At 34.4% G+C, this 15,437-nt stretch carries 16 protein-coding genes; 12 read left to right on the top strand and 4 right to left on the bottom strand.

All coding sequences use genetic code 11. The features are described 5' to 3' along the window. The 9 genes from H5T44_05520 to fliE all read left to right on the top strand — a co-directional run. A partial coding sequence (locus H5T44_05520) for a DUF11 domain-containing protein (protein MBC7081682.1) occupies window positions 1-2,332 on the top strand: 2,332 nt, incomplete at its 5' end. A gap of 90 nt (window positions 2,333-2,422) precedes the next feature. After that, complete coding sequence (locus H5T44_05515) at window positions 2,423-2,821, top strand: BlaI/MecI/CopY family transcriptional regulator (protein MBC7081681.1); 399 nt, start codon at window positions 2,423-2,425, stop codon at window positions 2,819-2,821. Beyond that, the gene (locus H5T44_05510; GenBank protein ID MBC7081680.1) at window positions 2,818-4,242 is read left to right on the top strand and encodes a radical SAM protein; all 1,425 of its coding nucleotides are present in this window, start codon (window positions 2,818-2,820) and stop codon (window positions 4,240-4,242) included. Before H5T44_05515 ends, H5T44_05510 begins: the two co-directional genes overlap by 4 nt. Then, a complete protein-coding gene (locus H5T44_05505) occupies window positions 4,208-5,671 on the top strand; it encodes a B12-binding domain-containing radical SAM protein (GenBank protein MBC7081679.1) in 1,464 nt (487 codons plus the stop codon). The genes H5T44_05510 and H5T44_05505 overlap by 35 nt, the downstream gene beginning before the upstream one ends. Window positions 5,672-5,707: 36 nt before the next feature. After that, a complete protein-coding gene (locus tag H5T44_05500) occupies window positions 5,708-6,004 on the top strand; it encodes a divalent-cation tolerance protein CutA (protein ID MBC7081678.1) in 297 nt (98 codons plus the stop codon). Further along, entirely contained in the window at window positions 6,001-6,741 is a 741-nt protein-coding gene (locus H5T44_05495) for an SAM-dependent chlorinase/fluorinase (GenBank protein ID MBC7081677.1), read from the top strand. Before H5T44_05500 ends, H5T44_05495 begins: the two co-directional genes overlap by 4 nt. A gap of 19 nt (window positions 6,742-6,760) precedes the next feature. Then, entirely contained in the window at window positions 6,761-8,620 is a 1,860-nt protein-coding gene (locus H5T44_05490) for a hypothetical protein (protein MBC7081676.1), read from the top strand. Then, window positions 8,617-9,906, top strand: a complete 1,290-nt coding sequence (locus tag H5T44_05485; protein MBC7081675.1) for a phenylacetate--CoA ligase family protein — start codon at window positions 8,617-8,619, stop codon at window positions 9,904-9,906. Before H5T44_05490 ends, H5T44_05485 begins: the two co-directional genes overlap by 4 nt. Next, the gene (gene fliE, locus H5T44_05480; GenBank protein MBC7081674.1) at window positions 9,903-10,427 is read left to right on the top strand and encodes a flagellar hook-basal body complex protein FliE; all 525 of its coding nucleotides are present in this window, start codon (window positions 9,903-9,905) and stop codon (window positions 10,425-10,427) included. Before H5T44_05485 ends, fliE begins: the two co-directional genes overlap by 4 nt. Window positions 10,428-11,094: 667 nt before the next feature. Here fliE and H5T44_05475 read toward each other — a convergent pair. After that, window positions 11,095-11,655 carry a methyltransferase gene (locus tag H5T44_05475; GenBank protein ID MBC7081673.1) on the bottom strand — a complete coding sequence of 187 codons (561 nt, stop codon included), beginning with the start codon at window positions 11,653-11,655 and terminating at the stop codon, window positions 11,095-11,097. A gap of 37 nt (window positions 11,656-11,692) precedes the next feature. On the opposite strand from H5T44_05475, the gene H5T44_05470 reads away from it, so the two are divergent. Further along, on the top strand, window positions 11,693-12,340 hold the full coding sequence (locus tag H5T44_05470; protein ID MBC7081672.1) for a metal-dependent hydrolase: 648 nt from the start codon (window positions 11,693-11,695) through the stop codon (window positions 12,338-12,340). On the opposite strand, the gene tmk is transcribed toward H5T44_05470, so the two are convergent. Genes tmk through H5T44_05455 form a run of 3 tightly spaced genes read right to left on the bottom strand, consistent with a single transcriptional unit; the run spans window position 12,333 to window position 14,484 of the window. Beyond that, window positions 12,333-12,908, bottom strand: a complete 576-nt coding sequence (gene tmk / locus H5T44_05465) for a dTMP kinase (GenBank protein MBC7081671.1) — start codon at window positions 12,906-12,908, stop codon at window positions 12,333-12,335. The genes H5T44_05470 and tmk overlap by 8 nt on opposite strands. Window positions 12,909-12,935: 27 nt before the next feature. Then, window positions 12,936-13,124, bottom strand: a complete 189-nt coding sequence (locus H5T44_05460) for a hypothetical protein (GenBank protein MBC7081670.1) — start codon at window positions 13,122-13,124, stop codon at window positions 12,936-12,938. Between the two features lie 4 nt (window positions 13,125-13,128). After that, a complete protein-coding gene (locus tag H5T44_05455) occupies window positions 13,129-14,484 on the bottom strand; it encodes a RuvB-like helicase (GenBank protein MBC7081669.1) in 1,356 nt (451 codons plus the stop codon). 38 nt (window positions 14,485-14,522) lie between these two features. On the opposite strand from H5T44_05455, the gene H5T44_05450 reads away from it, so the two are divergent. Both H5T44_05450 and H5T44_05445 read left to right on the top strand, forming a co-directional pair. Next, complete coding sequence (locus H5T44_05450; protein MBC7081668.1) at window positions 14,523-14,765, top strand: hypothetical protein; 243 nt, start codon at window positions 14,523-14,525, stop codon at window positions 14,763-14,765. A gap of 30 nt (window positions 14,766-14,795) precedes the next feature. Beyond that, window positions 14,796-15,305, top strand: coding sequence for a hypothetical protein (locus tag H5T44_05445; GenBank protein MBC7081667.1), 510 nt, complete (start codon window positions 14,796-14,798; stop codon window positions 15,303-15,305). The last annotated feature ends 132 nt before the right edge of the window (window positions 15,306-15,437 follow it).

Below are 15,437 nucleotides of genomic sequence, written 5' to 3'. Positions count from 1 at the left end.
TAATGATGGAGCAGATAGTAATGAAGCATGGGTAAATATAACAATAAATTCAAAAAATGATCCACCAGTTGCAATTGATGATACCGCAACAACAGATGAAGATACACCTGTTATAATAAACATATTGGAAAATGACTATGATATAGATGGAACAATAGATGCAAGCAGTGTAACAATAACCCAAAATGCATCTCATGGAAATGTAACAGTAAATGCAAATGGAACAGTAACATACATACCAGACGCAAATTATCATGGCTCAGATTCATTCAAATATAAAGTAAAGGATAATGATGGAGCAGATAGTAATGAAGCATGGGTAAATATAACAATAAATTCAAAAAATGATCCACCAGTTGCAAATTTTGAATGGACACCATTAAATCCAACAACATCAGATGTTGTGCATTTCATTGATTTATCATATGATATAGATGGTTATATAGTTAATTGGACATGGAATTTTGGAGACGGAAATATAAGCTATGAGCAAAATCCCTCGCATCAATATTTAACACCAGGAATATACTATATTACTCTCACCGTCATTGATAATGATGGATTGAAAGATAGCATAACAAAACAAGTCATAGTTTCCTTGCCTCCAATCCTCACCATCTCAAAATCAGATAGCAAAGATCCTGTTAGAGCAGGAGATTTACTCAATTATACAATTACAATAAGAAATGTTGGTGGCTTGCCCGCTTACAATGTTAGCGTGGTTGAGCAATATGATGAGAACTTTATATTTATTTCATCTTTGCCTTCTCCGAGCTCTGGCAACAGCATTTGGAATCTTGGAACAATTAATCCAGGAGAAACAAAAGTAATAAGAATATATGGCAGGGTAGCAGAAAATGGTGAGGAATATATTTACAATTTTGCATTCTATACTTCCTCAAATGGAGGAAATGGATTAGTTGTTGAACAAACAAGAGTTATTTATCCATCAATTGGGATAAGAAAAGAAGCTCCTGAACAAGTAAATGCTGGAGATTATTTGATATACAATATTACTTATTTCAACCCAAGTGAAGTCAATTTAACAAATATTATAATTAAAGAAAATTATCCTCAAAATACTTATTTCATAAATGCATATCCATATCCAACAATTGGAAATGATACATGGCTCTTGAGCAAATTGCCAGCTAAAAGTGCAGCAACAATAACAATAATTTTAAAAGTTATTTCACCTCTTGAAAATGGAACAATTCTCTTGAATAATATAAGCATAAATTGTAGTGAAAATGTAAGTGATTATGCTGAAGCAATCACGATTGTTATTTCATCTCCTTTACTGAGCATTATTAAATATGATAGCATTGATCCAGTTACTGCAGGAGATTGGCTGAATTATACAATTCTTATATCAAATTACGGAAATGATGATGCAAGAAACGTTGTTATAGAAGATGAATTTGACGAATTGCTGGAAATAGTTGAATGCAATGGAACAATAAATGGAAATAAAATAACATGGAATATTCCAATAATTAGAGCGGGAGAACAGATAATTTTGGAAATAAAGGCAAAAGTGAAGCCAATAGATTATGAAAAAATAATTTACAACAATGTTGAAGCGAGATGCAATGAAAGCTATGCAAATTATAATGAATCAACAAAAGTAAATCCACCTCCAATAATGGCTTATCCATTGCTTGAAATAGAAAAAAGTGCTGATAAAGAAGAAGTTTTGCAAGGCAATGAAATTAAATATGAAATAATCATTCGAAACATAGGTGATGGGGATGCAATAAATGTTACAGTAAAAGATATTCTCAGCAATGAATTGCTATTCATAAAAGCAGAGCCAAATGCAACTGTAAATGGAAGTGAGCTTACATGGAAATTTGATAAAATTGCAGCTGGAGAAATAAAAATTATATACGTGTATGTAAAAGCAATTAAAACAGGAATTAGTGTTAATAGAGTAAATGTAACATATGATGGACTATTTGATGAAGATGAATGCATTGTGAATATTATTCCTGATTTAACACCACCTTCTTCAAGAAAAGTATTCTATGGGCAAGTTAAAAACGTAACATTCTTTGGATCATATATAATTCATTACATACCAGCAACTACATATATAAAACTCGCAAGTGTTGATGATGTTGCGGTAAATCATACATACTACAGAATATGGAAATGGAATGAAAGCATTGGAAAATGGATTTTGCTGTTCAACTGGAAAGAATACAAAGGAGAAAAGATATATCTATTCAATCTTGCTGGCTATGGAAAATATGAAATAGAGTTTTACAGCGTGGATATGGCGGGAAATGTTGAAGAAATTGAATACAATGATGTAGTTGTATACAGCTAATCTCCTCCTTTTTTATTTTTTATTTTTGTTTTTCCTCGCCTTATGATTCATTTTCCATGAAAAATTTTAAATATGATAAATATCATAACTATGATGAAAAAAATAAAAGAAAAATTGATGAATTTACTCAAACACTTGGGTTTTGAAGATATAGAATCCGCAATATTTGCAACTCTAATGACTTCAGATGGCCTTACCGCAGAAGAAATAGCAAATTCAACTGGATATGCATATTCAACAACAATAAATTCGCTTAATAACTTGAACAGGATGGGATACATTGAAAAGGTTAGGAAAGAGAGAAAATTTGTATATTTTCCAAATATAGATTTTGTAAAAATCATAGAAAATGAAATTAATAAAGCATCCACTATGCTTAAAGAAATTGCGAGGGAATTCGGAAATAAAATTTCATACAGGAAAAAATTTTCAAAGCTTGCTAAAAAAATTGAAGAGGCATTGAGATATATTGAAAGGCTGGGAATATGAAAACAGAGACCGCAATAAGCATACTTGAGAAAACAATAGGTAATCCTTTAACGAGGAGTGTGCTGAGGCCAATGAGTAAATTCTGCAAAAAAGATGGCAAAAACAGTATAGAAGTGGCGGTTGAGCTATATGTTGGCAAAAGAGAAAAGGCTTGTTTTTCTTGCAGATTAGCGGAAAAAATGATAAGGAAAGTAATAAAGAAAGGTGGCGAGGCATTTGGAGTAAGCGAGAAGGAGATAAAAGAAAAATTCAGCCATTCATACTGGGCAAAAGCCCTCGCCTCAACAGTAAGGGGCATAGCAATTTTTGGAGTGCGCAGGCCATTCACCGCGGGCGCCCCCTTTCAGGTTGTTTGGGATGTGACAAAGGCTTGTAATCTTAAATGCAAGCACTGCTATTCTGCTTCTGGGAAAAAGGGAGAGGATGAGATGGATACAGAGCAAGCGAAGAGGGCGATTGATATACTTGCAAATGCGGGAGTTACAATTCTTGCTTTCTCTGGAGGGGAGCCACTTGTCAGGAAAGATATATTTGAGCTTGCAAAATATGCATCTGATAAGGGAATGTATGTTGCAATGGCGACAAATGCAACTCTTATAACAAAAGAAGTTGCGAGAAAAATGAAGGAAAGTGGAATAAGCTTTGTTCAGATAAGCTTAGATGGCTCAACTGAAGAGATTCATGATGATTTTAGAGGTGTAAAGGGAGCATTTAAGAAAACTGTAGAAGGAATAAAGAATTGTGTTGAAGAAGGATTTTTTGTTGAAGTATCCACGACTGCCACACATTTCAATTATAAGCAAATTCCAGATATAATTGATTTATGTGAGAAGCTTCATGTGAATTGGTTCATGGTCTTTAATTTTATTCCAACCGGGAGAGGACAATTTATTTTTGAAAATGATTTAACTCCTGAAGAAAGAGAAGAGTTGCTGAAAATGCTATGGGAGAGAGGAAAAAATTCGAGCATAGAAATTTTATCCACCGCCCCTCAATTTGCAAGAATTGCACTTGAACAGGAAAGCAAGGAAGAAATAGTTATGCCAACTCATTTTTACAATCCCAAGTTAAAAGGTAAGCTTGTTAATCTGGCGGAGTTCATCGGAGGATGTGGGGCGGGGCGCTTCTATCTTGCAATGGAGGCAAATGGTGATTTACAGCCTTGCGTATTCTTTCCATTGAAAATAGGGAATATATTTGAAGATGATTTTGAGAAATTATGGATTAAGAATAAGGTTTTGGAGGATTTGAGAAATAAGGATAAGATTGAAAAATGCAGGAAATGTGATTATCGCTATTATTGCGGTGGCTGTAGGGCAAGGGCTTATGCATATTTCAAAAATTATCTAAAACCTGATCCTGGATGCATAAATAACAGGCAGGAATATGAGGAAGCAATACGACGTTTTACTCACATGTGATGAAACATTAATGAGCAATCATAGAGGAAAGGAATTCCTCGGGTTTGCAACTTCGGCTCCTCCAAACTGGATACCAGAATTTATATTCAAAAGGCTTTTTTTCCCGAGAATGAAAAAAATAAATGGGTTTCCATGGCAGGCTCCTTATGGACTCAGAAAAATTGAAGCAAAATTAGTGGATGAGGGAATAAATGCTGTGGTTGTTTCTCCTGAAGATTTAGGAAAATTCAGGGCAAAAGCAATTGGAATATATGTAATGGATGCATTTGGATGGGGGCCATCATCAACAACTTTTGCTGGGCTAATGAAAACTGGAGAACCCTATAATGCAAAATATTTTCGAAAGCTTTTGGAAAGCAATGGCTATAGGAAATTAAAAAAAGAAGGAGCAAAAACAATAGTTGGCGGCCCCTCCGCTTGGCAGTTCCGCCACAGGCAGGAGTTTATGGAAAAATATGGGATAGATTGTGTTTTTGATGGAGAGGGTGAGATTGCAATAGAGATTTTAAGGAGAGCAATTAAAGGAGAAAAAATTGAGAGATTTTATGAAAGCGATGCATCTCCTTCACTGGAAGAGATATCCGAAATAAAGAGGGCGAGCATAAATGGGCTTGTTGAAATTGGGAGAGGTTGTCCTAGAGGATGCAAATTTTGCAGTGTGACTTTGCGTCCATTGAGATGGTATTCATATGAGAAAATTGAGAAGGAAATGGAAGTAAATGAAAAATGCGGGGTTAGAAGTTGCGTAATTCATGCGGAAGATGTTTTGCTTTATGGGCAGAATGGAGTTATTCCTGATGAAGAGAAAGTCTTGAAAATTAATGAAATTGCAAAAAAACATGCAAAGTTTGTTACCTGGAGTCATGCATCTTTTGCAGCTGTTTCAGCAAATCCAAAAATTATAGAGAAATGCTCAGAAATAATTATAGATGATAGCCAAAGATGGTGGGGAGCGGAAATGGGTATAGAAACTGGCTCTCCAGAGCTCGTTAAAAAAGTAATGCCAGCAAAAGCAAAGCCATTTAAGCCAGAAGAATATACGGAGATTGTTAAAAAAGCAATGGGGATAATGCACGATAATGGCCTGATTCCCGCATGCACGCTTGTTGTTGGCCTGCCAGAAGAAAGAGAGGAGGATGTAATAAAAACAATAGAGCTTATTGAAGAGCTGAGAGAATTCAAAAGTCTAATTGTTCCATTGTTTTTTGTTCCTCTTGGAAAATTGAAAAAAGAGGACTGGTTTAAGAGCGAGGAGATGAGTTATTTGCATAAAGAATTGCTTATAAAATGCATGACGCATGATTTAAAATGGGGGAAAGAAATATCAAATGAATATTTCCAGGAAAAATATTCATTGCTTAAGCCATTATATATCCTTTTCATGAAATTAATTGAATGGCAGGCAAAGAAGAGGGGAGTGGTTAGCTAATTCATCAATTTTATAATCTCAAAATCATTTATCTTCATGTATTTTCTTGTAATAACCACATGCAAAAAAGAAGATGAAGAGAAAATAAAGAATGCACTGCTAAACGAAAGGTCTGCAGCTTGCATAAGCTCATTTGAAGTGAAATCAAAATATATATGGGAAGGCAAGATCGAGGAAGAGAATGAAATAATGCTTTTTATAAAAACAAATGATTACAAGAGGGTAGAGGAGATAATAAGAAAAAATCATTCATATGAAATTCCTGAAATAATATCTATTGAAATTAATGGATATGAAAAGTATCTCAGCTGGATAGATAGTGTGGTCAAATGATAATCACTTTAACTACTGATATAGGTTGGGAATATGCTGCTGAAATGAAGGGAAAGATATATTCAATAAATCCAGATGCAAAAATTGTTGATGTTACCCATGAGATAAAGCCCCAGAGGATAGTGGAGGGAGCATTTATAATTTATTCCATCTCTCCTTACTTTAAAAATGCGATACATGTTGGAGTTGTTGACCCTGGAGTTGGAACAGAGAGGAGGCCAATTATAATTGATTGCGGAAACTGCTATTTTGTTGGTCCAGATAATGGATTGCTAATTCCTTCCGCCAAAAGAATGGGCATAAAAAATATATATGAGATAATTATAAATGAAAGGGTTTCAAGCGTCTTTCACGGAAGGGATGTTTTTGCTCCAGCCGCCGCCCGCCTTTCCAAGGGGGAGGATGCAGGCAAGTTGGGGAGGAAGGTGGATGAGTATGTTGATTTTGATTTCGGGGAGCCACTTGAGGAGGGAAATAAAATAAAGGGTAAAATTTTATTCATTGATCGATTTGGGAATATAATAACGAATATTAAGCTTGAAGAGGAAAAATTTGTTGTTAAGATTGGGAAAATTGAGAGGGAAGTAAAACTTTATCCTTCATATGGATATGCAAAAGTTGGGGAAGTAATAGCGGTTTGTTCAAGCAGTGGTTTTCTTGAAATTGCAATTAATCAGGGAAATGCGGGCAAATATTTTAATGCAAGGGAGGGAGGGGAAATAGAAATATTTTTGTAAAAGTTCTGTATTTCTCATCATGAAGAAAATAATAATTATTATTCTATCTGCTTTTTTAGTGACGAGCGCATTTGCAAGTATAAGCAATGAAAGGAAAATATCAACTGAAATGAAATTTGAAGAGCCAGTTATAGTGCAAGGAGAGGAAACAAGAATTTTAATGGAAGGAAAGGAATATATAATGCAAGCGGGGGAGCCAATTCTTCCATATGAAAATAAAGTTTTGGTTTTGCCAATAAATGCAAAAATAGAAAAAATAGATTTCACTGTTTCTGGAAAAAAGGAAATTAAGATTAGCTCACCAGTTGCAATTTTTGAGCCAATTTGGAGCAATGGAAAATATGAGGAAAAAATTGAAAAAATATATCCAGAAAACTGGATTTCATATAATATAGGAGTGGGGCTGAATGGCGAGAGTAGAGCTATATTTGTTTCAATAAATGCTTATCCAGTTCGCTATTTACCAGAGGAAAAGAAAATAATATATGCAGAAAAAATAAAGATTGAAGTTTCATATAGCTTGGGAAAGAGCATATTTACAAATGATGTATATGATTTACTCATAATAACTCATAAAAATTTTGTCGAAGAATTGGAGCCATTGGTTGAGCATAAGGAGAGCTTTGGTATAAAGACAAAGATGGTAACAACAGATGAAGTTTATGCTCATCCATCAGCTATGCAGGGAAGAGATGATGCAGAAAAAGTGAAGTATTTCATAAAGAATGCAATTGAAGAATGGGGAATAAAATATGTAATGCTTGTAGGTGGTTTATCTTCTCCTATAAAAAGTGAAACATGGCTTGTTCCAACAAGAGATTCAAATCTTGATGATGGAAGTGAGAGCAATTATACAACTGATTTATATTTTGCGGATATATATAAATATGAAAATGGCTCACTTGTCTTTGATGACTGGGATAGCAATGGAAATGGAATATTTGCGGAATGGAAGGGAATGAGAGTTGATAAAAGAGATTTTTATCCAGATGTATATGTTGGCAGATTAGCTTGCAGAAGTGAAAAAGAAGTGAGGGATGTGGTAAATAAAATAATCAACTATGAAAAGAATACTTATGGAAAGGATTGGTTCAAAAGAGTTGTTTTGGTTGGTGGTGATACATTCAATGATATAAGTGGAAATAATTATTATGAAGGAGAAATAGCAAATCAAAAAGTTGCAGAAATTTTGAGTGATTTTGAAGCAATCAAAATATGGTGGTCTCAAGGAAATGTTAATCAGAGAAATGTTTTAAATGCTCTTAGCCAGGGATGCGGATTTGTTCATTTATCGGGACATGGAAGTCCTGAAGCATGGTTTGTTAAAGATTTTGTCCAGAATCCTCATGGAAAATACATATGGGCACTTGATGTATATCATATTCCGATGATTAAGAACGGGGAGAAATTGCCAGTGGTAATAATAGGAGGATGTCACAACAGCATGATAAATACCTCTCTTTATAAGAGTACAACAGATGTCATAAAAACAATAATAATTAAATACATTCTTGGCAAGCCATATCAGACATGGTATTGGTTGCCCTCGCCAGAATGCATGGGCTGGTGGTTTGTCAAGGAGCCGAGCGGAGGGGCAATAGCAACTTTTGGATGCACTGGTCTGGGTTATGGGACAATTGGAGATAGTGATAAAGATGGCATACCTGATTGCATACAATATTTGCTCACATGGCTTGAATTGCGCTTCTTTGAAGTTTATAAGAATGGAGATGAGATTCTCGGTAGGGCATGGGGAAATGCAATAAAGGATTATATAAATAAATTCATGAGTGGAAAGATTGGTCAAACAGATGCAAAGACTGTTGAAGAATGGATTTTACTCGGCGACCCAACTCTTAAGATAGGAGGCTATGTGTGAAATATGGTCCGCTAACTCTTGCAAAAATTCCATTACTATACATCTCAGATATTGATAGGCTGTTTGAAAGTGAGGAGAAGATAGAGAAATACAGGAGTAAATGCTTTAAAAAAATAATAAAATATGCAATGAAAATTCCATTATATAAGGAAAAATATAAGGGAATTGACATAAATTCAATATCTCTTGAAAACATTGAAAATTTACCAATACTAAAAAAAGAAGATATAAGAAAAAATTTTCCAGATAAAATTATTCCAGATAAAAGAAAAAAATACAGCATTGTAAGCACATCAGGCTCAACAGGAAAACCGGTTAGCATATATGTTGATTTCTATACAATAATAAAGGCATTGATGGGCTTTTTAAGGGAGCTAAGGGAATATGATGTAAATTGGATGAAGGACAGGATGAGCATAATTGCGGATCTAGCCCCTGATGCAATTGAAGAATTTTATTTGAGGAGATGCTTGCCATTTAAATTAAATAATCTCCAGATTCTTCATGTGGGCGAGGAAGTGGAAAAGATGGCTGAAAAAATTGAAAAATTTGATCCAAAATTCCTAGGTGGATATCCATCCTCGCTTAGGGCTCTTGCAATAATTAAAAATAAGAAAGGGCTTAAAATAGAGCCAGAAGTTATGGCATCATCAGGTGCGGTGCTGGATGAATATACAAAGAAGTATATTGAAGAAGCATTCAATGCAAGAGTATATGATGTATATGGCTCAACAGAAGGCGGGCCTATTGCCTATGAATGCAAGAGAGGAAAATATCACTTGCATTATGATATGGTCCATGTTGAAGTAGTTGATGAAAATAATGAGCCAACAGATAAAACAGGAAGAATAGTTGTTACAAAGCTATATGGAAATGCAACTCCTATAATAAGATATGATGGCTTAAATGATTTCATAACTCCCATCAAGAGTAAATGTGGATGTGGAATAAACTCTCCAATTATAGAGAGAATAGAGGGAAGAAAAGCAGATTCAATTATATTGCCAAGTGGAAAAATAATTCCACCTTTTACAATAACTGGAATTCCAGCAAAAGTAATGTATTCATTTCAAAGATTTTCAATTGATCAATTCCAGATTGTTCAGGTTAGCGAGGATGAGATAATAATAAATCTTGTAATTGATAAAAGCGAAGACAGAAAGGAAATTTTAAAGAAAAAAATAAAGGAAGAATTTGAGAAAAAATTGCAGGGAATGAAAATAGAAGTAAGGGAAGTAAATGAAATAGAAAAAAATAAACCAGTTGTAATATCCAATTTAGCATGAAAGCAATCGCATTTACCGGCATGCCGGGCGCAGGGAAAACAGAAGCAATAAATGTTGCTAAGGAGATGAGGATAAAGGTAATAAGCATGGGTGATGAGGTAAGGGAAGAAGTAATTAAAAGAAATTTGCCTTTGAGTGATGAAATCACTGGAAATATTGCGGATGAAATGAGAAAGAAATATGGGCTAGATTATTGGGCAAAAAGGTGCTTATCCAAAATTAAGGAAGATTTTTTTGTTATAGATGGAATAAGAAGCATGGAGGAAGTCAATGCCTTCAAAGAAAAAATAGATGAGCTAATAGTTGTTGCAATACATGCCTCCCCAGCTACAAGATATGAAAGGATTTGTAAAAGGAAAAGATATGGAGATGAGATGAGCATTGAAAAATTCAGGGAAAGGGAGAAAAAAGAACTTGCATGGGGGCTTGGGGAGGTGATTGCTATGGCGGATATTGTTATAATCAATGAAGGAAGTTTGGAGGAATTTAGGGAGAGGGTTAGGGATATTCTGCGTAATTAGGGAGAAGTATACAATTCTGGAGTGAATTAAAATTTCTTCTTCATTCTTTCAGAGTCTCGCTTTTTAAATCTTTATTATTCCATGAAAGAAATACAATATTTTTGCTTACTTTATCTCTCTTTCCAAGAGTTTAAGATTGGGTTATAAGGACAGAGGATAGCTCTGATTCTATTTCATTATAAAAACAGCAGTCAATGACATCGCTTCAGCAAAATGCACCTACCAAATTTTTATAGAGAATGGAATTTATCACTATCATTTTATTATTAGCGAATTAACGAATAGTTGAATATTACATCCATCTTTCTCATAAACCTCACAATCTTCTACTCTATAAAATTAGCTATGAGAATATGCCCCTCTTTGCAAGGAAAGCATATGCCCATAAGAATTCATTTAGGGATTGCGCAGGCAAATGCGAATTTTTCCATTTGTTAGATGAGAGATATATGATGCTCTCCACCCTAGATACATTTCCTTATATGCATCTGTATTTTCAATAAAGTATCGCCTTTGTTCCTGAGCTGCTTGCCCCCTTCAGACTTAAATTGCTCATTTCCATTTATATGGATTGGGGAGAGTATATGCATTTACCTTGCTAAAAAGAATATCACTACTAGCCCCATAGAGTTAGATCTTTTTCATCAATCTTATTTCCTTATATTTTTTATGACTTTAACTTTATCTTATAAACATATATTGCTTCAAAGAAAAATCTTTTTTCAGAGATTTTCTCAAATTCATATTCCCTGAATTTTCCTATAATTTTTTCTATTTTATTAAAACTGCTCATAACCATATATATCACTCCTCCCTTATTCAAATAATTTTTTGCTTCTTTCAAAAATTTTTCTATTATTTCCTTTCCATCCTTTCCCCCATCCCATGCAACATCCTCCTTTTTTGTTGGCAGATAGGGAGGATTAAATGTTATCATATCAAATTTCTCATTTATATCCTCAAATAAATCGCTTTTAAAACATCTCAAATTTATTCCATTAATTTTTGCATTTCTGATTGTATTTTCAACAGCTTTTTCATTTATATCCACCGCAACAACATCACAACCATTTTTTGCAAGATGAAGGGCAATTATTCCGCAACCACATCCCATATCAAGAGCCTTCCTCCCGCTTATTTCTATGCTCCTTAACAGCAAATAGCTATCCTCCTCTGGCTTATACACTCCTTCCATAAATTCAATTTTTATTTCATCGCTTATTTCCACAATAGAAAAATTTTTCTTATTTTTCTATTTTATCCTCATGAAAATCAAATGGCTCGGTCATTCCTGCTTTATAATAGAAGGGAGGGACAGGATTATAGTTGACCCATTTATAGAAGGAAATCCTCTCTGCAAGGAGAAAGTGAGCAATATAAAAGTTGATATAGTTGCGGTTACACACAGCCATGATGACCATTTAGGAAATGCAATTGAGATATCAAAAATGAATAATGCAAAGATTGTCGCAATTCATGAAATCGCATGCTATGCCCAGAGCAAGGGGGCGGAGGCGGAGGGAATAAATATAGGAGGAGGAATCAAAATTAAGAATACTGAAATTTATATGGTTCCCGCTTTTCATTCATCTGGTAATACTTGCCCCGCTGGCTTGATAATAGATACTGAAAGGCCTGTTTATCATGCGGGCGATACTTCAATTTTTTCAGATATGAAAATTATAGGTGAGATATATAAGCCATATGTTGCCCTTTTACCGATAGGGGGACGCTATACGATGGATGCAAGGCAGGCTGGGATTGCGGTCTCGCTTTTAAAGCCAAAGATAGCAATTCCAATGCATTACAATACCTTTGATTTAATAAGATGCGATCCAGAGGAGTTTAAAAAATCGGTAAGGGAAGCGGAAGTAATAATAATGAAGCCAAATGAGGAGATAGAAATCAAATAATTTTTCTTCTCTTTATTTCTTCTAAGCATTCATTCACTATTTCATCTATGCTTTTTTCCGCATTTATCAAAAAAAACCTCTCCTCCTTTGCCATCTCCAGATAATTTTTCTGAACTTTTTCCAAAAACTCCTCATTTTCAAAAAAAACTTTTTTCCTCTTTATCCTTTCCATTGCCTTTTTTGGCTCTATTTTTAGCAAAATAGTTAAATCTGGTTTTATTAAAAACGGTTGCAAGTTTAAAAGCCATTTCTCCGCATTTTCAAATTTCAATTGCTCTTTCTGATATGCAAGGGTTGAGTCAAAGTAGCGATCGCATATAACAATTTTTCCCTCACCAAGCCATTTTCTTATTTCTTTTAAATGCTCATTTCTATCCGCACAGAAAAGAAGGGAAATTGTTATTCCATCTACATCCTTACTTATTGCTCCTTTTATCATTTTTCCAATCCATCCATCTGTTGGCTCATATGTTAAAACACTATTGGGAATTTTTTCATGCAAAATTTTTGCAATTGTTGTCTTTCCAGAACCATCTATTCCTTCAATTGTTATAAATTTTCCTTTCATGAAGTAAAATAAAAATGCTTTTATATTTTATCGCAATTTTCTTGTCTCAAGCTCAACAATTTTTTGCTTTCCGCTTATTTTTTTTCCATTTAAAAAAATCTCTGCATCTTTATATCTCTTTTTTATCCTTTCTATTTCCTCTTCTGGCAAATTCCCATTTATCTCCACCACTGTTTTATCTCCAATCTGCTTTATTGAAATGCTGTATCCTTTCATTTTCTCACTTCAGCATTTCCTTTTCTAATTTTTGCAGATATGCAACAGATTGCTTCACATCAACAAACAGCTGTGAAGCTCTTTTAACATCTTCTCTTGTTATCTTTTTCCTCTTTGCCTCTTTTGCTATTTCATATGAGGGTGCAAGCAACTGGATGCAATGCCTCAATGATGTTTTAGTGCCAAGCTCTGTAAGGAAATCTAAAGCTTCCTCATCCATTTCTATTTTTTCAATTTTTGCTCTCTCCTTTATTATTAGTCTTATTTCCTCCGCAGAATATGGTTTTGTATTTACTATTAAAACTCTATCAAGCAAATCAAGAGGCATTCCATGAGCCTCTTTTATTGTTGTCCCTCTTATTTCTGTTATTCCCCTATTTGTTGCAAAAATTATTATAGGAGCAAGCTCCTGCTCCATTGCTCTGTTAAGAAAAGCAAAGGTTTCTATATCAAGCATACTGCATTCATCTATAAAAACAACGCCTGGCAATATTTCCGCTCTTCCTTCCTCAACCACTTTTTTAACATTTTCATCTATAGCCCTTCTCAATTCTGAATCTATTTCCTTCTCTCTTTCTCCAAAAAATAAGCTGAAAATATCCCCGCTTCGCCTTGAGTTTATCATATCCATGTGATGCAGGCTTAATGTATAGACAAATTCTTTATTTTTTACAACAGGCCCATCTGGTACTGGCAAAGCTTTTGTTGAAGATAAATCAAGACCTTCCTTTTTTACATATTCCTCCGCCTTTCCCAGTTTAGCTACTCTCACTCCATCAACATCAATTTGAATAATATCTCCCTCTCCTATGTTCTGCTGGATAAATTGAAGGGCAAAATCTTCATCCATTGATAGCTTCTTCTCTTCTTCAGTTGTTGCTATTGTTACAATTGCGGAAGAGGGTATTCTCTGATAAGGATTATAGGGATGTGGTTGAGTTTTTATATCAATTCCCTTAACAACTCCTTCATAAACCTTCCTCATCTCCCTTATTTTTACACCTATTGCCTTCCTCAGCACCTGAGTTAAAAACTCCGTCTTCTTCATTTCCGCAGAATAGATTTCTGAAGCAGCAAGCGGAACAAATGGAACATCCTTCCCAAGCTCCTTTGCTACAGCAAGTGCCAGCGCAGTTTTTCCAGTCCCAGGTGGCCCCGCAATTAAAACCGCCCTCCCCGCAAATTTCCCTCCTTTTACAAGTTTAACCAGTATTCCAGCAGCTTCCCTTGCCTCTTCTTGTCCAATCATTCCATCAGCGACAGGAAGTGCTTTTCCATTTTTTAAACCAAGACCCTGAATGTGTGAATGAGAGGAAATTCTTTCCCACTCTCTCAGAGCCACTTCCCTTATTTCAGGCATATTTTTATTTATAGAACTACTATAAAAATTTTATTCCAATGGCTAGCACTTCTTTAAAAGAGAGCAAAAACAAGTTTTTAGATTATCAGTTAAGAAGACTTGCGGAAACAGGAGTGTTTTGCCAGAGATTAAAAACATTCTATTCACCCATGTGGGAAGGGATTCTAAAAAAACAAGCTTATAATTTGGTTGATGGAAAAATTAAAAGGGTATCTGAGAGAATAACAGAATTACCCATTCAAATCTTCTTATTTAAACATTCGGAAATTCTCAGAAGTTAATTTTTAATATTAAAATTTTATTCCCAAATAATGGCGATGCGGGATAAAATATTGGCACATTTTAAAAAATATCTGGCAAGAGCAAAAGTAGCCAGAAAATTGCTTGATTATGGTTTAAGAGTAGAGAAAGGAAATATCTACTGTGGGGAAATAAAGATATCTAAATTAGGAATTGCGAAATCAGCGGGTGTAAATATAAAGAGTGTGGATGTGACAATAAAAATGATAGAAGAAGATCCCTATCTTCAAAAAATATTTAGTAAAATAAAGCCAAAATGTGATTTGAAATCCTTGGCATCACTTATTGATAATTGGAATGTACTGGAAATATATGTAGATGACCCTCATAGACCGGGAATATTAGCTCCAATTGCCAAGCTAATTGCGGAAGAAGGGGTTAGCATAGCGGAAGTGATTATAGAAGAAAAAGATGAGAAAAATTGCGCCTATATAATTACTGAAAACCCATTATCCCCTGCAACAATTAAAAAAATAGCAAAATTAGATGGAGTTAAGGAAGTGCATCATCTTTATTTATAGTCCGCACAAATTTTTCAGAAATGTTTTATTTCTCCTGTAAAATTTTCTGATATAAGAATAAAGTAAAAATTGGAAATATTTTACCTACATTGAAAAAAAATTGCCATTTTCTCCTATATTTTCCCAATAAAA

Source organism: Thermoplasmatales archaeon (assembly GCA_014361195.1).
In the GTDB taxonomy this organism is placed as follows: Archaea; Thermoplasmatota; E2; order UBA202; family JdFR-43; genus JACIWB01.
Note: the sequence above shows the minus strand (reverse complement) of the source record. Positions and strands in the feature narration are given on the sequence as shown.